At 59.1% G+C, this 23,186-nt stretch carries 23 protein-coding genes; 20 read left to right on the top strand and 3 right to left on the bottom strand.

The genetic code is table 11. The features are described 5' to 3' along the window. Nucleotides 1–3 precede the first annotated feature (3 nt). The 8 genes from ABN482_RS01990 to flhF are packed head-to-tail and all read left to right on the top strand — an operon-like array spanning nucleotide 4 to nucleotide 9,665. Nucleotides 4–858, top strand: a complete 855-nt coding sequence (locus tag ABN482_RS01990; RefSeq protein ID WP_349502419.1) for a CheR family methyltransferase — start codon at nucleotides 4–6, stop codon at nucleotides 856–858. Next, nucleotides 855–1,604, top strand: a complete 750-nt coding sequence (cheD, locus tag ABN482_RS01985) for a chemoreceptor glutamine deamidase CheD (RefSeq protein ID WP_349502418.1) — start codon at nucleotides 855–857, stop codon at nucleotides 1,602–1,604. Before ABN482_RS01990 ends, cheD begins: the two co-directional genes overlap by 4 nt. Before the next feature lie 53 nt (nucleotides 1,605–1,657). Beyond that, nucleotides 1,658–2,668, top strand: coding sequence for a protein-glutamate methylesterase/protein-glutamine glutaminase (locus ABN482_RS01980; protein WP_239990189.1), 1,011 nt, complete (start codon nucleotides 1,658–1,660; stop codon nucleotides 2,666–2,668). A 36-nt stretch (nucleotides 2,669–2,704) separates the two neighbouring features. Continuing rightward, the gene (gene cheY, locus ABN482_RS01975) at nucleotides 2,705–3,091 is read left to right on the top strand and encodes a chemotaxis response regulator CheY (protein ID WP_349502417.1); all 387 of its coding nucleotides are present in this window, start codon (nucleotides 2,705–2,707) and stop codon (nucleotides 3,089–3,091) included. A 22-nt stretch (nucleotides 3,092–3,113) separates the two neighbouring features. Further along, nucleotides 3,114–3,758: a protein phosphatase CheZ gene (gene cheZ, locus ABN482_RS01970; RefSeq protein WP_143859336.1), complete on the top strand. Its 645-nt coding sequence runs from the start codon at nucleotides 3,114–3,116 to the stop codon at nucleotides 3,756–3,758. A gap of 11 nt (nucleotides 3,759–3,769) precedes the next feature. Then, nucleotides 3,770–4,927 carry a flagellar biosynthesis protein FlhB gene (flhB, locus tag ABN482_RS01965; RefSeq protein WP_349502416.1) on the top strand — a complete coding sequence of 386 codons (1,158 nt, stop codon included), beginning with the start codon at nucleotides 3,770–3,772 and terminating at the stop codon, nucleotides 4,925–4,927. Further along, entirely contained in the window at nucleotides 4,924–7,026 is a 2,103-nt protein-coding gene (gene flhA, locus ABN482_RS01960) for a flagellar biosynthesis protein FlhA (protein WP_349502415.1), read from the top strand. Before flhB ends, flhA begins: the two co-directional genes overlap by 4 nt. Before the next feature lie 5 nt (nucleotides 7,027–7,031). Beyond that, entirely contained in the window at nucleotides 7,032–9,665 is a 2,634-nt protein-coding gene (gene flhF, locus ABN482_RS01955) for a flagellar biosynthesis GTPase FlhF (RefSeq protein ID WP_349502414.1), read from the top strand. A 78-nt stretch (nucleotides 9,666–9,743) separates the two neighbouring features. On the opposite strand, the gene ABN482_RS01950 is transcribed toward flhF, so the two are convergent. The 3 genes from ABN482_RS01950 to flgA all read right to left on the bottom strand — a co-directional run bounded on the left by ABN482_RS01950 (nucleotide 9,744) and on the right by flgA (nucleotide 11,395). Further along, entirely contained in the window at nucleotides 9,744–10,220 is a 477-nt protein-coding gene (locus ABN482_RS01950) for a flagella synthesis protein FlgN (protein ID WP_349502413.1), read from the bottom strand. Between the two features lie 6 nt (nucleotides 10,221–10,226). Beyond that, nucleotides 10,227–10,550: a flagellar biosynthesis anti-sigma factor FlgM gene (gene flgM / locus ABN482_RS01945; protein ID WP_349502412.1), complete on the bottom strand. Its 324-nt coding sequence runs from the start codon at nucleotides 10,548–10,550 to the stop codon at nucleotides 10,227–10,229. A gap of 137 nt (nucleotides 10,551–10,687) precedes the next feature. Continuing rightward, entirely contained in the window at nucleotides 10,688–11,395 is a 708-nt protein-coding gene (gene flgA / locus ABN482_RS01940; protein WP_349502411.1) for a flagellar basal body P-ring formation chaperone FlgA, read from the bottom strand. Between the two features lie 167 nt (nucleotides 11,396–11,562). On the opposite strand from flgA, the gene flgB reads away from it, so the two are divergent. The 12 genes from flgB to ABN482_RS01880 all read left to right on the top strand — a co-directional run. Further along, entirely contained in the window at nucleotides 11,563–11,982 is a 420-nt protein-coding gene (flgB, locus tag ABN482_RS01935) for a flagellar basal body rod protein FlgB (RefSeq protein WP_349502410.1), read from the top strand. A gap of 18 nt (nucleotides 11,983–12,000) precedes the next feature. Beyond that, the gene (flgC, locus tag ABN482_RS01930) at nucleotides 12,001–12,420 is read left to right on the top strand and encodes a flagellar basal body rod protein FlgC (protein ID WP_349502409.1); all 420 of its coding nucleotides are present in this window, start codon (nucleotides 12,001–12,003) and stop codon (nucleotides 12,418–12,420) included. Nucleotides 12,421–12,449: 29 nt separating this feature from the next. After that, the gene (locus tag ABN482_RS01925) at nucleotides 12,450–13,151 is read left to right on the top strand and encodes a flagellar hook capping FlgD N-terminal domain-containing protein (RefSeq protein ID WP_349502408.1); all 702 of its coding nucleotides are present in this window, start codon (nucleotides 12,450–12,452) and stop codon (nucleotides 13,149–13,151) included. Between the two features lie 99 nt (nucleotides 13,152–13,250). Beyond that, nucleotides 13,251–14,474, top strand: coding sequence for a flagellar hook protein FlgE (gene flgE, locus ABN482_RS01920; RefSeq protein ID WP_349502407.1), 1,224 nt, complete (start codon nucleotides 13,251–13,253; stop codon nucleotides 14,472–14,474). 2 nt (nucleotides 14,475–14,476) lie between these two features. Further along, the gene (locus ABN482_RS01915) at nucleotides 14,477–15,235 is read left to right on the top strand and encodes a flagellar basal body rod protein FlgF (protein ID WP_349502406.1); all 759 of its coding nucleotides are present in this window, start codon (nucleotides 14,477–14,479) and stop codon (nucleotides 15,233–15,235) included. Nucleotides 15,236–15,283: 48 nt separating this feature from the next. Beyond that, the gene (gene flgG / locus ABN482_RS01910; RefSeq protein ID WP_349502405.1) at nucleotides 15,284–16,069 is read left to right on the top strand and encodes a flagellar basal-body rod protein FlgG; all 786 of its coding nucleotides are present in this window, start codon (nucleotides 15,284–15,286) and stop codon (nucleotides 16,067–16,069) included. 18 nt (nucleotides 16,070–16,087) lie between these two features. Continuing rightward, nucleotides 16,088–16,810, top strand: coding sequence for a flagellar basal body L-ring protein FlgH (locus tag ABN482_RS01905; RefSeq protein ID WP_349502404.1), 723 nt, complete (start codon nucleotides 16,088–16,090; stop codon nucleotides 16,808–16,810). Nucleotides 16,811–16,867: 57 nt separating this feature from the next. After that, entirely contained in the window at nucleotides 16,868–17,938 is a 1,071-nt protein-coding gene (locus tag ABN482_RS01900) for a flagellar basal body P-ring protein FlgI (RefSeq protein WP_349502403.1), read from the top strand. A gap of 18 nt (nucleotides 17,939–17,956) precedes the next feature. Continuing rightward, nucleotides 17,957–19,000, top strand: coding sequence for a flagellar assembly peptidoglycan hydrolase FlgJ (flgJ, locus tag ABN482_RS01895; protein ID WP_349502402.1), 1,044 nt, complete (start codon nucleotides 17,957–17,959; stop codon nucleotides 18,998–19,000). 58 nt (nucleotides 19,001–19,058) lie between these two features. After that, the gene (gene flgK / locus ABN482_RS01890; RefSeq protein WP_349502401.1) at nucleotides 19,059–20,723 is read left to right on the top strand and encodes a flagellar hook-associated protein FlgK; all 1,665 of its coding nucleotides are present in this window, start codon (nucleotides 19,059–19,061) and stop codon (nucleotides 20,721–20,723) included. 54 nt (nucleotides 20,724–20,777) lie between these two features. After that, complete coding sequence (flgL, locus tag ABN482_RS01885; protein ID WP_349502400.1) at nucleotides 20,778–22,049, top strand: flagellar hook-associated protein FlgL; 1,272 nt, start codon at nucleotides 20,778–20,780, stop codon at nucleotides 22,047–22,049. 109 nt (nucleotides 22,050–22,158) lie between these two features. Continuing rightward, a partial coding sequence (locus tag ABN482_RS01880) for a Tar ligand binding domain-containing protein (protein WP_349502399.1) occupies nucleotides 22,159–23,186 on the top strand: 1,028 nt, incomplete at its 3' end.

Here is a 23,186-nt window from a genome sequence, read left to right as displayed (position 1 = left end):
GAAATGTCAGCAGAAATGACGTCTCCACAAGCATCCGAGCGGGAGTATGTGCTCAGCGATCGCGATTTCGAGCGTGTACGCGCTTTGATCTACGCGCGCGCGGGCATTGCGCTGGGCGCGCAGAAACGCGAGATGGCTTACAGCCGCCTGGTCAGGCGGCTGCGGAATTTTCCGGGTGTGGATTTCAAGACCTATCTGGATCTGCTCGAAAATGACTCCAACTCTTCGGAGTGGGAGGATTTCACCAATGCATTGACCACCAACCTGACGGCGTTTTTCCGCGAGCCGCACCACTTTCCGTTGCTGGCCCGGTTTGTGGCACAACGGCAGGATCCGGTCGAGGTCTGGTCCTGTGCCGCGTCCACGGGCGAAGAGCCTTACTCGATCGCGATGACATTGACAGAGGCCCTCGGTAGTCGAGCGTCACAGGCCAAGGTGCTGGGGACCGATATCGATACCAAGGTCATTCAGCAGGCTCAGCGTGGCGTGTATGCCATGCAGCGTGTCGAGGGCATGTCACAGGAACGGCTCAAGCGGTTCTTCCTCAAGGGAAAGGGCGAGCAGGCGGGCTATGTGAAGATCAAGCCCGAGTTGGCGCGCATGCTCGAATACCGGCCGCTCAACCTGCTGGATCGTGATTGGGGAATGCAAGGACGGAAATTCGATGTAATTTTCTGTCGGAATATCATGATCTATTTCGACAAGAAAACGCAGGCCGAGATTCTCAAGCGGTTCGTGCCATTGATGAAACCGGGCGGTTTGCTGTTTGCTGGGCATTCGGAGAACTTTACCTATATCACGAACGATTTCGTGCTGCGTGGGCAGACCATGTATGAACTGACCGGAGGGCGCCCATGAAAGCATTGGGCCCTGACGCTCGTGCCACCCGTGAATACCACGACAACGATCATCAGACAGCGGCCGTCAAGATCCTGCCCAACGAGTACTACGTGACCAAGGCAGGCCAGGGCATGATGCTGACGACGGTGCTGGGGTCGTGCGTGGCTGCCTGCATCCGCGATCCGCATACTGGTGTGGGGGGCATGAATCACTTCATGCTGCCGGGTGGTGCCCAGACCGGGGGCGACAGTACCATGCGCTATGGTGCCTATGCCATGGAAGTGCTGATCAACGAAATCCTCAAGGCCGGTGCTGTGCGCGAGCGTCTGGAAGCCAAGGTATTCGGGGGCGGTGCCGTGCTGCACCAGATGACCTACCTGGATATTGGCAATCGCAATGCGGATTTCGTGCTTGAATATCTGAAGGTTGAACATATTCGTATTGCGGCCCAGGATCTGCGTGGCACGCATGCGCGGCGGGTCAACTATTTTCCTGCTACGGGGCAGGTGCTGGTGCGCAAGCTGGCAGGCAGCCGTGATGATGCGGATGTCATCCGCCAGGAAGACGAGCTGCAGCGTTTCATGGGTGCATCGCCACGAGCTGGCCGTGTCGAATTGTTGGGAGGCGGGCGCAAGCCTGCCGTCGGTGGCGTGGGTGCCGCTGCTGCCGGGACAGGCTCGTCGGCCATGGAACGGTTGCGGGCGTATAACCAAAGTGGACGGGTCGAGCTGTTGCAGCGTCCGCCCAAGAAGGAGAAATTGTGAAACCCAAGATTCGCGTATTGTGCGTGGATGATTCCGCACTGGTGCGCGGGTTGATGACCGAGATCATCAACAGCCAGCCGGATATGGAGGTCGTGGCCGTGGCCCCGGACCCCTTGGTTGCGCGTGAATTGATCAAGCAGCACAACCCTGACGTACTGACGCTGGATGTCGAAATGCCCCGCATGGATGGCCTGGACTTCCTCGAGAAGCTCATGCGGCTGCGCCCCATGCCGGTCATCATGGTGTCGTCCTTGACTGAACGTGGGGGCGAGATTACGATGCGGGCGCTCGAGCTGGGTGCCGTCGATTTCGTGACCAAGCCCAAGCTGGGTATTCGGGAAGGGTTGCGCGACTATACAGACCTGATCGCGGAGAAAATCCGCATTGCCGCCAGTGTGCGGCTTGCTGCCCGCCCCAAGCTGGCTGCTCCGGTCGTGCCACAGCGCCTGATCAGCCCGCTGTCCAGTACCGAGAAACTGATCATCATCGGGGCCTCGACGGGTGGGACCGAAGCTATCCGGCATGTGCTTGAACCCTTGCCGCCCGATTGCCCGGCCATCCTGATCACGCAGCACATGCCGGCAGGTTTTACGCGCTCATTCGCGCAGCGGCTCGATGGTTGTTGCGCCATGACGGTGCGCGAGGCCACGCATGGCGAGCGTGTGCTGCCAGGCCATGCCTATCTCGCACCCGGTGGCGAGAGCCATATGCGACTGGCACGCAGCGGGGCCAACTATATTGTCGAACTGGATGCCAGCGAGCCGGTCAATCGGCACCGGCCTTCGGTGGATGTACTGTTCAATTCGGCTGCCAAGATGGCGGGCAAGAATTCCATCGGCGTGATTCTTACCGGTATGGGCAAGGATGGCGCGGCAGGTCTGCTGGCGATGCGCCAGGCGGGTGCCCGCACGCTGGCACAGGACGAAGCCAGTTGCGTGGTGTTCGGCATGCCTCGCGAGGCCATTGCCATGGGGGCGGCTGAAGAAGTCGTGTCTTTGAATGAAATGAGTAGCCGCGTACTGGCCAGGCTGGCAGGTATGGGTGATCGTGGAAATCGTGTCTAGTCGGCGTTACGGCTAGAGTTTTGGAGCATTTGGAATATGGACAAGAATATCAGGATCCTGGTTGTGGATGATTTCCCCACGATGCGACGCATCGTGCGCAACCTGCTCAAAGAGCTGGGGTTCGAGAACGTCGATGAGGCAGAGGATGGAGCCCAGGGGCTGGACAAGCTCCGGAATGGCAACTTCCAGTTCGTGGTGTCTGACTGGAACATGCCGAATCTGGATGGCCTCGAAATGCTCAAGACGATCCGGGCTACGCCCGCACTGTCGCATTTGCCTGTGCTGATGGTGACGGCGGAAGCCAAGAAGGAAAACATCGTGGCGGCTGCCCAGGCCGGTGCCAACGGTTATGTCGTCAAGCCGTTCACCGCTGCCACGCTGGAAGAAAAGCTCAACAAGATCTTCGAAAAGCTGGCTGGATAAAGATATGTGAAGGAGTGTCTCCATGGCACAGATTGAAAATCCGGCGGCCTCCCAGAACCTGCCCGATCAGGAGCTGATCCAGCGTATCGCCGGCCTTACACGCATGCTGCGGGACAGCATGCGCGAGCTTGGACTCGACCGCGCCATCAAGGATGCAGCCGAGGCAATTCCGGATGCCCGTGACCGGCTGCGCTACGTGGCGCACATGACCGAACAGGCAGCAACGCGGGTGCTGTCGGCAACCGAGGCAGCGCAACCTGTACAGGACGAGATTGCCAAAGGGGCCACGGAACTGGAGAAGCGTTGGGCGGCCTGGTTCGACCAGCCTCGCGATCTCGAGTTGCCCGAGGCCCGTGAGCTGGTCGATGATACCCGCAGCTTCCTGCGCGCGGCACCGGACAAGGTGCAGCAGACGCATTCGCTGCTGCTGGAGATCATGATGGCCCAGGACTTCCAGGATCTGACGGGTCAGGTCATCATGAAGATGATGGATGTCGTCGGAGCTATCGAGAAAGAACTGTTGCAGGTTTTGCTCGACAACGTTCCCAAGGAAAAGATCGACAATTCCGACAGCCTGTTGAACGGCCCCCAGGTCAATACCAACAAGGCCGATATCGTGACCGACCAGGAGCAGGTCGATGACCTGCTGGCAAGCCTGGGCTTCTGACCTGAGCGGGTATGGCAGAAGACAGCGACCTGGAAAAAACAGAACCAGCCTCACCCAGGCGCCTGGAAAAGGCGCGTGAGGAAGGCCAGGTCGCTCGTTCGCGGGAACTGACGACGTTCCTGATGCTGCTGGGAGGCGTTGCCACGCTGTGGCTGGTGTCTGGCTGGATGTTCCAGCAATTGGGCAGCATCTATCATCGCGGCCTGGCCTTCGACCAGATTGTGATTGCCGATCCTGGACAGATGGTTGCCAATGCGGTCTATATGGTCGGATTGGGGCTGATTTCCGTTGCGCCCGTGCTGGCCGTGCTGGCCGTGCTGGCTGTCTTGGGATCGGTTGCGATGGGGGGGCTGGTCATTTCCTCCAAGGCGCTTGAGCCCAAATTCAGCCGGATGAGTCCGCTGAGTGGCCTCAAGCGGCTGGTCTCGATGCAGGTTCTGGTCGAGCTTTTCAAGTCACTAGGCAAATCCCTGCTGGTGGGTGGCGTGGCAGCCTGGATCATATGGGGCAACCGTGATGCCATGCTGTCCCTGATCGCTGCGCCATCGGCGGCGGCAATCGCGGCGTCACTGGATATGGTGGCCGTGACATGCATTCTTGTTGTGGCCAGCCTGTTGCTCATTGTCTTGATCGATGCGCCATGGCAAATGTTCAGCCATATGAAAAAGCTGCGCATGTCCAAGCAGGACATCAAGCAGGAGTACAAGGAAAGCGAAGGGGATCCGCAGGTCAAGGGGCGCATCAAACAGCAGCAGCGGGCGATGTCCCGCCGGCGCATGATGTCGCAGGTGCCCATGGCGGATGTCGTGGTCACCAACCCGTTGCATTTTGCCGTGGCGCTGCGCTACCAGGAAGGCGTGAATGGTGCCCCGACCGTGATTGCCAAGGGCAGCGGATTGATCGCTGCCCGTATACGGGAGATCGCGGCGGAACACAGGATTCCCGTTCTCGAAGCGCCGCCATTGGCGCGGGCGCTACATAAACACGTGGAACTGGATCAGGAGATCCCTACGGCGCTGTACACTGCGGTAGCAGAGGTCTTGGCTTGGGTCTTCCAGCTTCGTGCCTGGCGCGAGCATGGCAAGGGCGTACAACCAACCGCGCCCAGGAAACTGCCTGTACCGAACAATCTGGACCCGCTGGCGTCCCAACCGGTTGAACCTGCATGAATTCAATAATGAGCTTGCTGCGCGGAAGGGGCGCAGAATACTCCAAGCTGATGGCTGGCCCGATCCTGATCGTGCTGATTCTGGGCATGATGATCCTGCCCTTGCCGCCTTTCGTGCTGGACCTGATGTTCACGTTCAACATCTCATTGTCCATCATGATCTTGCTGGTCGCCATGTTTACCCGCAAGCCGCTGGATTTTGCCGCCTTTCCCTCGGTTCTGCTGTTTGCAACCCTGTTGCGGCTGTCGCTCAACGTGGCCTCGACGCGCGTCGTGCTGATGAATGGCCACGAAGGGCCAGATGCCGCGGGCAAGGTCATCGAAGCGTTCGGACATTTTCTGGTGGGCGGCAACTTCGCCGTCGGCCTGATCGTGTTCATCATTCTGGTGATCATCAACTTCATCGTGATTACCAAAGGTGCCGGCCGGATTGCGGAAGTCGGTGCACGCTTTACCCTGGATGCGATGCCAGGCAAGCAGATGGCGATCGATGCCGACCTCAATGCGGGCCTGATCGGCGAGGCAGAGGCGCGCAAGCGGCGTGAAGAGGTATCCCAGGAAGCCGAGTTCTATGGTTCCATGGATGGTGCCAGCAAATTCGTGCGTGGTGATGCCGTGGCTGGCCTGCTGATCATGGTGATCAATGTCGTGGGTGGCCTGATCGTTGGGGTCGGCCAGCACAATATGGGCTTCGGTGAGGCCGCGCATGTTTACACGCTGCTCACGATCGGTGATGGCCTGGTGGCCCAGGTGCCGGCACTGGTGATCTCGACCGCTGCGGGTGTCGTGGTGTCGCGCGTAGCAACCGATCAGGACATCGGCCAGCAGGTCATGGGGCAATTGTTTTCCAACCCTCATGTATTGTTCCTGACTGCTGGTGTGCTGGGCCTGATGGGCATGATCCCCAACATGCCGCATGTGGCATTTCTGTCGTTGGCTGCCATCCTGGGTGCGGGAGGATGGGCAATTTATAAACGACAGCAGCGGGAGATGGAAGTGCAGGCCCGGATGCCGCTGGAGCAAGAGGCTGCGGCGGCTACAACAGCGGTAGAAGCCAGTTGGGACGATGTTTCCCTTGTGGATCTGCTGAGTCTGGAGGTGGGCTACCGATTGATTCCTCTGGTGGATCATACCCAGGGCGGCGAGTTGCTGCAGCGCATTCGCAGCTTGCGCAAGAAGTATGCCCAGGATGTCGGCTTCCTGCCGCCCGTGGTTCATATTCGCGATAACCTTGAGTTGCGGCCAGGTGATTACCGGATACTGTTGTCCGGCGTAGAGATCGGCAAGGGCAGCGCTGAGCCCGATTTCTGGTTGGCAATCGACCCTGGTGGCATTGATCAGGCGGTGCAGGGCGTACCTACCCAGGATCCGGCTTTCGGCTTGCCTGCACTCTGGATCGAGAACGGCGTGCGTGAAAAGGCCCAGGCTGCTGGCTATACCGTGGTGGATGCCGGCACCGTGATCGCCACCCACATCAATCACCTGATGCATCAGCATGCCGCCGAGCTGCTGGGACGCCAGGAAGTGCAGCAACTGCTTGACCGGATCGGTCGCGAGGCACCCAAGCTGGTCGAGGACTTCGTGCCCAAGACGGTTTCCCTGTCGACCCTGCAGAAGGTATTGCAGGGACTGCTGGCTGAAGAAGTGCCGATTCGCGACATGCGCAGCATTATCGAGACGATTGCCGAGTATGTCCCACGCATTGTTGCCCAGGGGGGCACGCCGGATGCGGCTGACCTGTTGCCTCAGGTGCGCCGCAGTCTGGGACGGGCGCTGGTCCAGCAATGGTTCGATGGCAAGAATGAGTTGCGGGTGATCGGCCTGGAGCCCAGGCTTGAGCGCGTGCTGGGCCAGGCCATCTCCACCAGTGGTGCACTTGAGCCGGGGCTGGCCGAAACCGTGCTGCGCGAGGCGCAGGCGGCCGTCGAACAGCAGGAGGCCAATGGTGATCCTCCCGTCTTGCTCGTACCGACGCCGCTGCGTACTGCGCTGGCCCAGTTCCTGCGCATGCATATTCCCCATATGGCCGTACTGGCCAATAGTGAAATACCCAGTGATCACATGATCCGTGTGACTGCTGTGATCGGAGGTCAGGCGTGAAGGCAATGCGGTTTACCGGTGCCACGGCACGGGAGGTGATGGGGCAGGTCAAGGCTGCGCTGGGTGAACATGCCCTGATCATTTCCAGCAAGCGGGTAGGTGACCAGATTGAAGTGGTGGCAACCGGAGCCGACGAGATCGAAGTGACGCAGGTCACGCCGGCACCCTCTGCGCCAGCGCGCCCTGTGCCGACAGCCCAAGCTGCGCCTGCTGCGCAATCGTGGCAAGCACGTCCTGCTCCCGTGGTTCCTCCTGTGCAGGAAGCACCTGCGGTGCCGGTGGCCCAGCCACAGCGTTTCGCACCGGCCATGGCTGCCTATGCACAGGCTGCCGATCTGCCAGCCCAGAATCCTGCACTCGCACAAGCCACAACCGAATCAGTCCGACCGGCACCGGTCACCGCGGAGGCAGTGCGCACGAGTGCAGCAGCCTCGGGGCCGGCCGAGGCCCAGATGGCGGAGGCACTGGCCAATTTCCAGAATCTCATGTCCAGCCGCCTGGATGGCCTGGTATGGGGCGATACTCTCAAGCGTGCGCCCACGCGCGTGGCGCTGATGCGCGATATGCTGGCAGCCGGGTTCAGTACGGTGCTGACACGCGAGTTGCTGTCGGCCATGCCGGAACACCTGACGGAAAACGTTGCCATGTTCCGCTGGCTGCGACAGGAATTGGCTGCCCGTCTGCAGGTTGTGGCCGACGATACTGCCGTGCTGCGTCAGGGTGGTGTCTATGCGCTGGTGGGGCCTACGGGCGTTGGCAAGACCACGACCATTGCCAAGCTGGCGGCACGCTGGGTGCAGAAGGAAGGTCGCGATGCCCTGGCACTGATCACGACGGATGGCTACCGGATCGGTGCACACGAGCAACTCCAGACCTATGGCAGGATCATGGGCGTGCCGGTTTTCCCGATGCGTCACGACGGAGACCTGAAGCCGTTGATGCAGAGGCTCGAGGACAAGCGCGTCGTGCTGATCGATAACGTCGGGCTGAGTCAGCGCGACCAGGGGGTCGAGCGCCAGTTGGCCATGCTGGATGCTGCGGGTCGCAGCGTGCAGCGGCTGGTCGTGCTCAATGCCGCCAGCCAGGGGGATACCCTTGAAGAAGTGTTGAATGCCTTTTCCGTCCGCGCCGAGAGCGGAGAAACGCAAAGCACCTTGCGGGGCTGCATCATTACCAAGGTCGACGAATCCACGCATATCGGTTCCGTGCTGGATGCAGTGATCCGTCATGGGGTGCCCATTCACTACGTGTCAGGTGGCCAGCGTGTGCCCGAAGACCTGGTCTTGCCCGATGCCATGGATCTCGTGGAGCGCGCACTTTCCAAGGTGGGTCAGGAAAAATCCGGCCTCTATGCGCCTGCCGAAGCAGATCTGGCCGCCCTGATGGGCAATGTCCAGGCCGCAGCGGAAACCGGGCCGGGTGGTGGTCCGGGTACAGAAGAACGACAGCGCGTACTGCACTGGCTGATGGCTCAGGGACAACCAGAGCAACAGGGGCAGGAAGGTGCCGAGGCCGCCTATCAGGCGGCGCTCAACTGGATTGCTTACGACCGTGCCAGCAGGCTGGCGCGGGAAAGCTGGCGCGACCAGGTCTATCTGCCCGGTGATGGCCGGGTCAGCGTGGCGTCTCTGGCGCAGTTGTGGCTCAAGACGGCGCGCGATGCCTACACTTCGGTGTGCGAAAACTATATGCTGGCACTGCATGGCCGCGTATCGCTGGCGGCCAATGTGCCCGTGACGACTCTGGCCGGCGCACTGCTGATGAGCGATACCGGGCAGGTCATGACGACACCCGCGCAGCAATTGCTGATGCCCTACGGTTCTTTCAGTGCCTGCGAGCCACATGACATGCCCGTGGCCCTGGATGTCAACGATGCTTTCCGGCAGCGGGTGTCCTGGCTGCAGCAGGGTGTGGCGCACATGCCGACCGTGCATGTATTCGACCGGGTGCCTCAGGCGCAGATGGAAGCACTGGATATGCCCCACCTCAAGTGGCTTATGCTGGTGGCGGGTAGCCTCAAGCTGCAGACGGCCCAGGGAGCGGTCTCAAGCGTGCGCGAACTGGCCGATCATCTTGCGTACGTGCCGCTGCGGCGTCGCCCGGACGGTATGGCCGAGTTGCGGGCGACACCGGCCGGCCGGCTGGGCAGCGGCGATGTCCTGTTGATTGGGCAGGCTCGCGTCAGTTGGTTGCATGTGGCTCCCGCCGAGGGCGAGGCAGGGCATGTGAGCGATGTTGCACCTGCAGAGCTGAGGCTGGTCGTGATCCGTTCCCTGAATCCCGAGACCGGGCAGGTGATGAACCAGTGGTTCGGGTTGAGCAACATGCCGGAGATCAAAGTGTCAGCCGATATGTTGGCTGTCTGGATGATGCAGTATGAGCACGCCCGCGTGTGTTTCAAGTACATGGCCCAGGCCTGGCCGTTGCTTGATGGTGTCGGTAACGAGGATGCATGGCTGCAGCGTGCGATGCTGGCCGGCCAGTTGGGCGCGGCGACCTGGCAACTGACGCATACGACACATGCGGCACCGTTTCGTGAACTGGTGACACGCTTGACGGGATGGACGCCGGCGCAATCAGGCAAGAATACGCTGGCTGCGTTGCTCAAGACCTTTGCGTTTCTGGAAATGGCCGTCTAAAAGACCCCGCCCTCTTTTGTGGGCGAATGACATAGCCTGTTTTGTTGTACAGGCGCACGGGATGAGCTGTTCAGTCAGTCAGCCTGCGACCCCGGGGCGTCGCTGACGGATGGCTTTGGTCTTGCCCTGAGCGTCGTACAACTGGTTGCTGCGTTGTGCTTTGCGCAATTCAGCCAGCGAGTCGTCAATGTACTGGCGGTGGACGCTGATGATGATGCCGTTGTGGCGATTCTGCTCGGATGCCTTGTTTGCAGCAACCATCAGGCGATCCCAGCCGGCCTTGATCTCGACGTGCTCAAGGGCGATGTCGGAAGGTACTTCCGGGTTGTCGGCAGACAGATTGAGTGATTGCAGCAATTCAAGGCGCAGTTTGGCGCAGTCTTCCAGACGATTGGCGAAAGTCTGTTTCTTTTCGGCGATCTGGTTAAGCTCAAGCAGCGTGTCGATCCCGTTCAGGAGATTGGATTCCTGCAACAGCACATCCACGAATTGTTCGACCAATTCCGCTTCCTGGGCAAGTGCCGCAGAGAGATCCTGAATCGTGTGTGCAGTCATGGCAGCTTAGCGATAGAGATCGCGAATGTTGTCGATCAGATTGTCTGCAATGCGGGCCGGATCAATCTTCAGCTCCCCGGCCTTGATGGCCGCGAGTACGCGAGAGACCTTGGCCTGGTCGATATCCTGGGCGGGGGATTGCTGGGCCAGGATGGCCCGTGAGGCAGAACTCAGTGTGACGGGCGCACTGTTGCCCTGGGTCGCAGGCTGCCCCGCTTGATGCTGCGTGGGGGCATTGGCACGAGCGTATTCCGCTGCCGACGACTGCGCACGATTCAGCGCCCGGTCGGCAGCCGGTGTCACTGAGGCGAGTGTAGGCAGAACTTTCACGGTTATCTCCAGGTGCTTGCGCGTTGATTGTATGGCAGATCAAGGGTCTTGCCATACATAACGGAAAGACGGTGGGATTCTTTAGAGTAACAAAGGTGAAAAAATCTTCACGGATACTGTCTGTCTGGATCGCTGTATCAAAGCGGAATCTCGACGGTTCTGGCATCCAGCACCACGCCTGTCACGATTTGGCCAGACGCTGCACGGACCTGGACCCGGCTGCCTGGTGAGGCATCGGCCATCGCCTGACCTTCACCTGTCACGACAAAACCGGCTCCTCGCACGATCAGTCGCACGGCTTGACCACGCACGATGGCGTCGGCATGTCGCAGTGAACCAAGTCGGAGCGGTTGTCCGGCAGGAATGCGCTGGCGTGCCGAAGTATCGATGGCCTGTGCAGGGTCCATGACGGTGTCATCGGGCAATCCCAGCAGTTCGCCCTCTTGTGGGGCAATGGCATCGGCTGTAACGGCGTCACCCGGTTGCAAGGTTCGGGTTGTCGCGTAGTACGTCCCGATCAGGCTGATTTGCGTGGGGACATAGAGTGTCCAGTTCGTCGGCGCGAGGCAACGCACACCGATCGACATCCGGCTGCGCAGACGTGAACCACCGGAGCGTGTCACGCTCAGTTCGTCGCAGTCGGCGTACCGGGTGAGGTCAGGAATATCCGGTGCGGTTTCCAGGCGTCCCGGCAGGTTCTGGGTTTCCTGCCGGAGATGGGCATCTATGGCCTCATGGATCCTCAGGGCCAGGTCTGGACCTGCTTCGGCGGCAGCGGCCTGAGCCACCGGGGACAGGCACGCGGCCAGGGAGAAGAGGGCTGCAAGCAGGCGGCGTATCGGCATCAAACGAGTGTAGAAGTGGTGGCAATGAGGCATTTTTCAAACAAACGGGGAAATTCAGGCTTGTTTGCGGGATTGCATTGCATAATGGCTACGTAAGATTCATAAGTCGTAAAAGTAGATATGCCTTGCAAAGGGTGTTGTTACAAAAGGGATTGAGCGGAGTATCCATGCCTGTACTGGATCGCATCAACGAGCATTTCGGCTTTCATCAGAAAGCTATCGGCCTGCGTGCAGAACGTCAGGAAGTATTGTCGTCCAATATTGCCAATGCTGATACGCCTGGCTACAAAGCGCGCGATTTTTCGTTTGGCGATGCGATGCAGCAGGCCATGGAAGGCAGCCGTCGCCTGCCGGATGTCAGCCTGGCGCTGACGTCCTCGCGTCATATCCCGGCCAAGGCACACAGCGCGGGAGGGCCGGAAACGCTGCTGTATCGCCAACCGCTGCAGCCCAGCCTGGATGGCAACACTGTCGATATGGATGTCGAGCGTGTGCAATTTGCCGATAACACGCTGCGATACCAGACGGGTTTGACCGTCATGTCGGGCCGGATCAAGTCGTTGCAGTCTGCGCTGCAGTCGCAATGATGACAAAGGATTGAAAGTATGCCCCTGATGAGTATTTTCGATATCGCGGGTTCGGCCATGGCGGCCCAGTCGCAACGCATGAACGTGTCGGCCAGCAACATGGCCAATGCCGACAGCGTGGCAGGCCCCGATGGCCAACCCTACCGGGCACGCCAGGTCGTTTTCCAGGTCGCACCCGCAGCAGGCCAGCCTTATGGGCAGGAAATCGGCGGTGTGGCAGTGGCTGGCGTGATTCAGGACAACACCTCTCCTTTGCGTATGGAATACAACCCTGGGCATCCAATGGCCGATGCGCAAGGCTATGTGGCCATGCCCAATGTGGATGTGGTGGCGGAAACGGTCAACATGATTTCCGCATCGCGTTCTTACCAGGCCAATGTGGAAGTGCTCAATACGGCCAAGTCGCTGATGCAGCGTACCTTGACGATCGGACAGTAAGACGGCGCAGGCCGAGGAAGGAAGTCATTATGGCGACGACAGATACCAGCAATACCGTAGTCAACAACAGTGGTGCCGCGATGCGGCTGGCAGCTGCACAGAACGAGGCTATCCTCAAGGAAACGCAGGATCGTTTTCTCAAACTGCTGGTGACGCAGTTGCAGAACCAGGATCCGCTCAACCCGATGGACAATGACCAGATCACGTCTCAAATGGCGCAACTGTCCACCGTCAACGGCATCAATCAGCTCAACAATACCATGCTGGCGCTGAGCGGCCAGATCGATATCGGACAGTCCATGCAGGCCACCAGCCTGATTGGTCGCAATGTGTTGATTCCAGGTACGTCGATCAAGCTCGGAAGCAATAGCGAGGATCCGTCCCTGCGTGAGGCGACCCCGTTCGGCATTGATTTCATGGCTCCCGCAGCAAACACCACGGTGCAGATCACCGATACCAGTGGCAAGGTGGTGCGGACGATCGAACTGACCGACCAGAAGGTCGGTGTCGTGTCTGTGACCTGGGACGGAAACAATGACCTGGGCGAGGCCGTGCCGGATGGCGGGTATGTTGTCAAGGTCAAGGCTGTGGATGCCGATGGCAAGGAAGTACTGGCCGAGGCGCTGACATCAGGTGGTGTGCGTAGTGTGGTGTATACCGCAGATGGTTTGAAACTGGATCTCGGTATGGGCAAGCAGGTCAGCCTGTTCGATATTCGCAAGATCATGTAATTGAGTCCGATCGGACCAGGCTTCAGGCTGTCGGCAGCGGCATGAAGCAGTTCCGGGTCGGAGGGTTCAACAGCAAATCAAGGTAAGTGAGGTTCAATTATGGGTTTCGGACAAGGTTTGAGCGGCCTGAACGCCGCGTCGCAAAATCTGGACGTTATCGGCAACAACATTGCCAACTCCGGTACGGTGGGTTTCAAGGCTGGATCGGCTACTTTTGCTGATGTGTACGCCAGTTCACGTGTGGGTCTGGGTGTGCAGTTCACTGGGGTGAGCCAGCGGTTCACGACGGGCAACATCACGGGCAGTGGCGGCGAGCTCGATATGGCCATTGATGGCCCCAAGGGGTTTTTCCGCGTGGTGGATACCAGTGGCTCGGTGATGTATACCCGTAATGGCCAGTTCTACAAGGACAAGGATCACAAGATCGTCAATATCCAGGGGCAGCAGCTCACGGGATATGCCGCAGGTGCGGTTGGCACGGATCCCATACCTCTGGTTGTGCCTGTCGAAAACATACCGCCGCGCGCGACGACGACCCTGACTGCATCCAAGCTGACGCTCAATGCAAATGCACCAGTCAAGCCCGCTACCCCGGCATTTGACCCTGAGGATGCCAGCACCTATACCAAGGCTGAACCACGTACGGTGTACGACTCGTTGGGCAATGCGCATGAACTCAAGTTGTACTTTGTCAAGCGTGATGCCGCAAGCGGCAATAGCGTGTGGGATGTCCATCCCTATCTGGGATCGAGTCCTATGGTGGTAGGTGGCGGGCCGGCTACCTCGTTCCAGATGACCTTCAACAATGAAGGCGTTTTGCAGTCGGGTGGTAATAACGTATTGAATTTTGCTGCTCCGGGCGGTACAACTTCCCCGGCGGCACCACTGGCAATTACAACCAATTTCAATAACGCCACCCAGTTTGGCGGCGAGGCCAGTGCCAACCTGTTGCAGGATGGCTATGCCACAGGCGAATATGCCAGCGTGTCGGTTGATCGGGATGGTACGCTCGTAGCCAAATACACGAACGACCAGAATCGTATTGTGGGTGTGCTGGCCCTGGCCGATTTCAACAACCTGCAAGGGCTTCAGCCGCGTGGTGGCAATGCCTGGGTCGAGACCTCCGCTTCCGGGCCTGCCAACTTGGGACAACCTGGCACAAATGGCCTGGCTGTGATCAAGGGTAGCTCCATTGAAGAGTCCAACGTGGACATGAGCCAGGAACTGGTCAACATGATCATTGCGCAGCGGACCTATCAGGCCAATGCGCAGACGATCAAGACGCAGGATCAGATCATGCAGACGCTGGTCACGATGCGCTGAGCATGGATCGCATTCTGTTCACTGCGGCAGGTGGTGCGGCGCGGACCCTGGAAAACCAGGCCGCGCTCAGCAACAACATGGCCAATATCAATACGCCGGGGTTTCGCGCCGAAATCGCGGCGTATCGCGCCGTGCCCATCGTCGGTGAAGGACTGCCGACGCGTGTGGCCACAGTCATGACCACACCGGGCGCTGATTTCTCGCAAGGTGTGCTGCAGACGACGGGGCGAGAGCTGGATGTGGCGGTTGCCGGGCAGGGCTGGTTTGCTGTTCAGACGCCCAATGGCGAGGCCTACACCCGGGCTGGCAGTTTCCAGGTCGGTGTCGATGGCGTGCTGCGTACGGCACAGGGTAATCCGGTCGTGTCGGCCGACGGTGGACAGATCGATGTCCCTGAGCGGGCACGGTTGACCTTCTCCACCGATGGCACACTGGTGGCACTGGGCGCAGGCGATCCACCCAATGATGTCGTGGCACTGGGGCAGATCAAGCGTGTCAATGCGGGCCCTGGTGAACTGGTGCGTGGCGATGATGGTCTGTTTCGCCCGGTTGGGCCGAACGGCCAGCCAGCAGGCCCGCTCCCCAACGATCCGACGATCGGTATCGTATCCGGCGCGCTGGAGGGCAGCAATGTCAATCCTGCGGCTGCCATGGTGGGCATGATCAACAATGCCCGCCGTTTCGAAATGCAGATGAAGGTGATTCAGCACGCTGATGGCAATGCCCAGCGTGCCAATGCCATTCTGTCTCCTGCCAACTGATGAATTATTGATGCCCGTATCTGCGGGTGCAAATGGAGTAAAGCAATCATGATCCGTTCGCTGTGGATTGCCAAGACCGGGCTGGAAACCCAGCAAATGGGGATGGACGTCATCTCCAACAACCTGGCCAACGTCAGTACCAATGGCTTCAAGCGTTCGCGCGCCGTGTTCGAGGATCTGATGTATCAGACCTTGCGCCAGCCGGGTGCACAGGTCGGCGATGCCAACCAGTTGCCGTCTGGCCTGCAACTGGGTACGGGTGCACGAGTGGTGGCCGTAGCTCGGGTTCAGACCGATGGCAATATGAACCAGACAGGCAACGAAATGCATGTGGCGATCGAGGGACGTGGTTTCTTCGAGGTCGAGATGCCGGATGGTACGCTGGCCTATACCCGTGATGGCGCACTTCAGAAAGACCAGAACGGACAGCTCGTCACGGCCGGCGGCTACGTGATCCAGCCGCCGATCAATATTCCCGACAATGCGCTCCAGATGACGATCGGCAAGGATGGTACGGTGTCCGTGACCCAGCCCGGTGCAGCAGGTACCAGCGTGCAGGTAGGGCAGTTGCAGGTGGCGACCTTCATCAATCCGACCGGCTTGCAAAGCATCGGCCAGAATCTGTATCTCGAAACGGATTCGTCCGGTCCTGCCAATGTTCTGCAACCCGGGCTCGATGGTGCTGGCACGCTGGCACAGGAATACCTCGAAACGTCCAACGTCAACGTGGCCGAGGAACTGGTCAACATGATCACGACCCAGCGGGCCTACGAAATCAACAGCAAGGCCGTCTCGACGTCGGACCAGATGCTGGCGCGCTTGACGCAACTGTAAGACAGGCGGGTGTCGGGCATGATCGCAGTGTGGAATGCAGTGGTGTGGCGTGATGCAGTACGCCGGCTGGCCTTGCTGGGCGGTATCGCCCTCCTGGGTTTGGGGGGGTGTGCCCTGGTGCCGCCCGAGCCCGTCGTGGTGGGGCCTCTCACGGCACCGCCACCGCCACCACTGGCGGAGGTGCGAGTGCCCAATGGATCGATCTACAGCAATTCTGCCTATGGCAACTACCCGCTGTTCGAGGATCGCCGGCCGCGCAATACCGGCGATATCGTGACGATCGTGCTTAACGAACGCACCAATGCGGCCAAGGGTGTTTCCACGAACACCAATCGTACTGGTGGGGTGGGGATGACATTCGACGCTACGCCGGCAATCCTTCCTGGTGCTTTTGGGGACCGGCAGAACACGACTCTCTCGGGTAATAACCAGGCGCAGGGCACAGGCAACAGCAGCGCCAACAATACTGTTTCCGGAACGATCACGACGACCGTGATCGGCGTCCTGCCCAACGGCAACCTGCAGGTTGCCGGTGAGAAGCAGATTGCCATCAACCGGGGCAGCGAATATGTCCGGTTTTCGGGGGTGGTCGATCCACGCACGATCAATGGCAATACGAACTCCGTATCTTCGACCCAGGTCGCCGATGCACGCATCGAGTACCGCAGCAAGGGCACCATGGACGAAGTTCAGACCATGGGCTGGCTGCAGCGCTTTTTCCTGATAGCTTCGCCCTTCTGATCCATGATGTCCTGGAACCGAATTCTCGCCTGTCTCTCATCCATCCTGCTGTCTGCAATGCTGGCAGGGCCTGCAACTGCGGCACCCGAACGCATCAAGGATTTGGCCAATGTCCAGGGTGCGCGCGGCAATCCGCTGATCGGCTACGGGCTGGTGGTCGGGCTTGATGGCAGTGGCGATCAGGTCCGCCAGACGCCCTTTACGCAGCAGAGCCTGACCAACATGCTGTCGCAGCTTGGCATTACCGTGCCGCCTGGTACAAACATGCAGCTCAAGAACGTCGCCGCCGTTATGGTGACCACGACCCTGCCAGCCTTTGCCCGTCCAGGCCAGACGCTGGACGTCGTGGTGTCGTCGATGGGGAATGCCAAGAGCCTGCGCGGCGGTACGCTCCTGATGACGCCGCTCAAGGGGGTTGATGGGCAAGTCTATGCGATTGCCCAGGGCAATATGCTGGTCGGTGGTGCCGGTGCCTCTGCGGGGGGCAGCAGCGTGCAGGTCAACCAGCTCAATGGTGGACGTATTTCCAACGGCGCGATCGTCGAACGTCCCGTGCCGACCATGCTGGCCCAGGATGGCCTGATCCATCTAGAGATGATGGATTCGGATTTCGGCACGACCCAGAACGTGGTCAACGCCATCAATCAGAAGTTCGGCTCGGGAGCAGCCCAGGCGCTTGATGGTCGACTGGTGCAGATCCGGGGCCCGCTTGATCCATCGGCTGTGCCGGCATTCCTGTCCCAGCTCGAGAATATCGAGGTGCGACGGGCTCCGGCCGTGGCCAAGGTCATCATCAATGCCCGTACCGGTTCGGTGGTCATGAACCGCAATGTCACGATCGATGAAGCGGCCGTGGCGCACGGCAACATTTCCGTGATCATCAATCGCAGTGCTGCGGTCAGCCAGCCTGATACGCCATTTACCGATGGTCAGACGGTGGTGGTGCCACAGACAGAAATCAGCATGCGCCAGGAAGGGGGGGGGCTGCAATTGGTCAAGACCAGTACGCGCCTGTCTGATGTGGTCAATGCACTCAATGCCCTGGGCGCTACGCCACAGGACCTGTTGTCCATCCTGCAGGCAATGCAGACGGCGGGTGCCTTGCGCGCCGAACTTGAAATCATCTGAGGCGGGCAGTACGCGATCATGGCGATTGATTCATCGGATTCCCTGCAGTACCGCGCCAATATGGTTTTTGATGTACGCGAGCTGGATAGCTTGCGCGGTACGGTACAGCGTACGCCCGAATCGCGGGCGGCACAGCAGCAGGTGGCACAGCAATTCGAGTCGCTGTTTCTCAACATATTGCTCAAGCGCATGCGCGAGGCCACGCCGCGCGAGGGGCTGTTCGACAGCGACCAGACCCGGCTGCTGGAGTCCATGCGTGATGAACAACTGGCGATGGATCTCTCCAATCCCGGGATCGGGCTGGCCCAGGCGATTCTGCAGCAAATGCAGCAGGGCATGGGTACCGGGCTGCCTGCCGGAGCGCTGGGGCAAGCAGCCCTCCAGACCAACGAAGATGATGATTTCCTGAGTGCACTGCCGGTTCATGACGGCAATGACCGGCATCTGCGTACCTGGGAAGCCGAGGTGCAGTCACCGGGCGTGGCCAATCTGATGGATGTCATGACGCAGCAGGACCCGCAACTGGCTGCGCAGACCCGAGTGCCGCGTGCAGCCGGCATTCAGCGCCAGCAGGCAGTCAGCGAGGCGCTGGCAGCCGGAGCACCGCAGCATGTCGTCGACTTCGTGGCGCGCATGGCACCGCAGGCCCGCAATATTGCCGAAGATAGTGGCGTGCCGGCTCGCCTGATGCTGGCCCAGGCGGCTCTCGAATCCGGCTGGGGGCAGCGTGAAATCCGTCACGCGGATGGTCGCAGCAGTCATAATCTGTTCGGTATCAAGGCGACGGGCAGCTGGAAAGGCAAGGTCGTGCACGTCATGACAACCGAGTATCAGGACGGCGTGGCGCAGAAAGTCATGCAGCCGTTTCGCGCTTATGACTCCTACGAGGAGTCGTTTGCCGATTATGCGCGGCTGATCAGTCGCAGCCCGCGCTACCAGGCCGTTATGGATGCAACCACCGAGCATCAGGCGGCACGTGCTGTCCAGGCAGCAGGCTATGCAACCGACCCACGCTATGCGGACAAGCTGATCCGCGTCATGGCCCAGATGGGTCCACACTAAAGAATGCGCCCTGCGTGCCGTTATAGTGTTGGATCATAGACATTAAGAGTGCAAGACGATGAATCTATACAACCTTGGCGTGGCAGGTATCAATGCGGCCCGCATCAAGCTGGACACCACGGGCCACAACCTGAACAACGTGGATACGGTTGGATTCAATCGTCAGAAGGCCCTGACCTCCACGGCAGGGGCCACGCTATCGGGTAACGGGTTTATCGGTCGAGGCGTGCAGATTGATGGTGTCGTGCGCCAGTACGACGACTTCCGGTTTCGTCAATTGGTGACCGCCAGTTCAACACAGTCTTTTTATGCCGCCTATGCAGGGCAGATCGGGCAGTTGAATGATTTGCTGGCAGACAAGGCGACAGGGATTCATCCTGCTCTGACCAAATTTTTTGATAGTGTCGATGCTGTGGCCAGCCAGCCCGGCATGCCTGCGACCCGTCAGGAGATGCTGGGACAGGCACAGAGCCTTGTCACGCAAATCAATGAGGCCAACCGTTTCCTGAATAACCAGCGTGACGATCTCAATACCCAGATTCAGACAACGGTAGAGCAGATCAACAGTTATGTCGAGCGCATCAACGATGTGAACAAGCAGATCGTCTCCGCCAAGGCAACCGCGCGCGATGGTCAGCATCCCAATGATCTGTATGACCAGCGGGATCAGTTGGTCAGCGAACTCAATAAATTGGTTGATGTCAATTTCACAGAAGAGGGTTCGTATTTCAGCCTGAGCATTGGCAACGGGCAGACATTGTTGTCCGGAGAGCGAGTCTATCCGCTGAGTGCCGTTCGCTCGGCTGCCGATCCGTCGCGCACGGTAATCGCTTATTCGTCTCCTAACAGCAGTGGTGGCTTCAATCAGGTCGAGCTCAAGGAAGATCTTCTCAAGGGCGGGCAACTGGGTGGCTTGCTGGCGTTCCGCCGTGAAACCATCGACAGTGTCCAGAACGACCTGGGGCGGTTGGCAACCGGATTGGCCCTGGCCTTCAATGCTCAGCATGAAAAAGGCCTGGATTCATTCGGGCAGCCGGGGGGGGCGTTTTTCAATATCGCGAATCCTGTCACGCTTGCGAGTGGTCGTAACGCGGCTACGACCGGTCCGCTGCAGGTGCAGTTTGCCGATAGTGGCACGACACCTGCCAACCAGGCGTTGACGGGCCACGACTACGAACTCAAGTACGACGGCAGTGCCTATACGCTGACCAATCTCACGACGGGCCAGACGCATTCTCCGGTGACTGACAATATGGTCGTTGACGGAGTGCAATACACTTTGCCGACCACGGCCAGTGCTGGTGACTCCTGGCAAATTCAGCCGGTTCGGCATGGTGCGCGTGATTTGTCCCTGGCGATCACCGAGCCTGACAAAATTGCTGCAGCGGACAGTACCGGTGGCTCCACCAATGGTGAAAATGGCCTGCTGCTGGCCAAACTGCGGACGGAGCGGATTCTCGGGAATGGCACCCTGAGCCCGAATGATGCCTATGGGCGTTTGATCAATAAGGTTGGTGTCAAGACCGGAGAGGTCCAAACCGCCAACAAGTCACAGCAGAATCTGGTGACGCAACGGCTACAGGCACAGCAGGATGTGTCAGGTGTGAACCAGGATGAAGAATTGATGAGCTTGATGCAGTTCTCTGACCAGTACCGGGCGGCAGCAAAACTCATTGATGTGGGTTCGCAACTGTTCGATACCTTGCTGGGGCTGCGCAACTGATTGCGGTTGGCAATAGATAGATTACGAGATTGACGGAATAACCAGGATAAAGCCATGCGCCTCAGCACCTCGCTCATGTATAGCATCAGCACTGCGACAATGAACAACAAGCAAAGTGACATGTCGCAGCTTTACCAGCAAATTGCGCAGGGTAAGCGGGTGCTGCGACCTGGAGACGATCCTCTGGCTGCTTCGTTGGCGATCAGTGTCAGCCAGAGCCAGGCAGTGAATGTCCAGCATGGAAAGAACCGTGATGTGGCCGAGCAGAATCTCAAGACATCGCTTGAGGCTCTCGATACGGTGGTCACATCCATGACTTCCGTGAAGGAGAAGCTGGTCAATGCGGGCAATGGCAGCCTGTCGCCGTCGAATCTGCGCGCATTGTCGACGGAACTGAAGGAAATTTATGCCAGCCTGTATACCCAGGCAAATGCGACGGACGGGAACGGGCACTACATTTTCTCGGGTAATCAGGGCCAGACACCTGCCTACGAAGTGCAGAATGGTTGGGTGACGAGTGACTATCAGGGTGGCAACCAGCCACGCATGATTCAGGTCGACCAAACCCGTCAGATGCCTTCGTCCAATTTGGGTTCCGACATTTTCGAGCGGGCCAATCCTGGCTCACGGGATGTTGTGGCAACAGTGGCACCGGGTGCAGGTACATCCAATTCCACGCTGGTTGTCGGCACACCGGTATTACCGGCTGGAGGGGCCTCCAACAGCAATAGCTACACGATTGTATTTGATGGCACTGCAGGTACTTACGATGTTCGCCAGGCCGATGGCACGACCTCTGTCGTACCGCCTATCAGTGGTGCCTATGATGCCGCTACGGGCTTGACGGTGACCCTGCCCAACAATGTCAAAATCCAGCTGAGTGGTACGCCGGGTACTGGTGGCACGGGCAACGATGTCGTGACTGTGGCACCCATTACGTCTTCTGATGTCGATATGAACATGTTTACGACCTTGAAGACGGCGATTGATGCCCTGGATCAGGTGGATATGAACGATCCGGCCAGTGTGGCCGTGTTTCGTAACGCCATGAGTGAAGCCAGTGCCAAACTGTCCAATAATTTCGACAATGTACTGACGGTGCGTGCGTCCATCGGCGCGCGCATGAATGAACTGACAGCACTCGACACCAACAGCAGCCTGCGTGCACTGAGCTACAGCGCACAGATGACCAGTCTGGAAGGCAGCAGCGAAATGGATATGGTCGAGATGTACAGCATGCTGCTTTTCCAGAGCAATGCGTTCGAGGCCTCCATGCTTGCATTCCAACGCATACAGGGATTGTCCTTGCTGAACTCGCAGCGATAACCGGAAGTCACCCCAAAGCGGCCTGTTTCACGACAGGCCGCTTGGTTTTCCCGGATTGATTTTGCGCTGCAGCACGATAAGATTGTTGAAAGTTGATAGGGAGTAGCGAGTGCTGAAGAATCTCACCGTCCGCACGGGTATGTTGCTGGTGCTGTCTTTGTTTGTGTCAGGGCTGTTGTTGGCGATTGGCTTTACATGGAATAACGCCCAGCGTTCTGAACAAGGCTTCCAGAATCTCTATGACGTGGCGACGAACCGCGTCGAAGTGCTGACGTCATTGCGCGCTGCCCTCAATGAAAACCGCCTTTACCTGGCGCTGTCGCACCGGGATTACCTGCTGAACAATCCCAATGGTGTAAAGGCCAATGTGGCCAAAGCCAAGGAAACCGAGCAGAAAATCGAAAGTATCTTCCGGCGGTTTCATGATGCGCCCAAGGATCCGGAAGGGCAGAAAATCTCCGACAGCATCGATCAGGCGCTCAAGGGCTATCTGGGCATGGCCGCAAATGCCGTGCAGGGTTTCGGTGATGGCGATGATACTGAATATGCCTCGCCCTCGCGGGCGGCAGATCGTGACCAATACGTGGCGGAACTGAATCGGCAATTCGATGCCTATTTTGTCTGGGCGCGTGAACTGTATGCAAATCTGACGGGTGATGCTGCGCGGCAAACGGATATTGCCACGATAGGTGCTGCCATCTTGCTGGTCGTCGCGTTGGTGCTGGCGCTGGGATGCTGGCTCTATATTTCCCGCTCTGTGTTGCGCCCGCTGGCTCAGGCTGGTGAAGCCCTGGGGCTGGTGGCTGCCGGCGACCTGACGCACCGGGTTGACGCGACGTCACGCAACGAGATTGGTCAGTTGTTTGTGTCGCTGCGCAAGATGCAGGAGAGCCTGACGCGGGTGATAGCGCAGGTACGTCAGGGTGTTGACGAGATCAACACGGGCTCGACGGAGATTGCGCAGGGCAATACGGATCTGAGCAGTCGTACGGAGCAGCAGGCGGCATCGCTGGAAGAGACGGCGGCGAGCATGGAAGAGTTGTCGGGCACGGTCAAGCAGAATGCGGACAATGCGAGACAGGCGGATCAACTGGCGGGCAACAGCATGGGTGTTGCGCGTCGTGGCGGCGAGGTGGT

The organism is Corticimicrobacter sp. (assembly GCF_040137905.1).
Taxonomy (GTDB): domain Bacteria; phylum Pseudomonadota; class Gammaproteobacteria; order Burkholderiales; family Burkholderiaceae_B; genus Corticimicrobacter.
The sequence above is the reverse complement of the archived record's forward strand: the minus strand, read 5'-3'. Positions and strand labels throughout refer to the sequence as shown.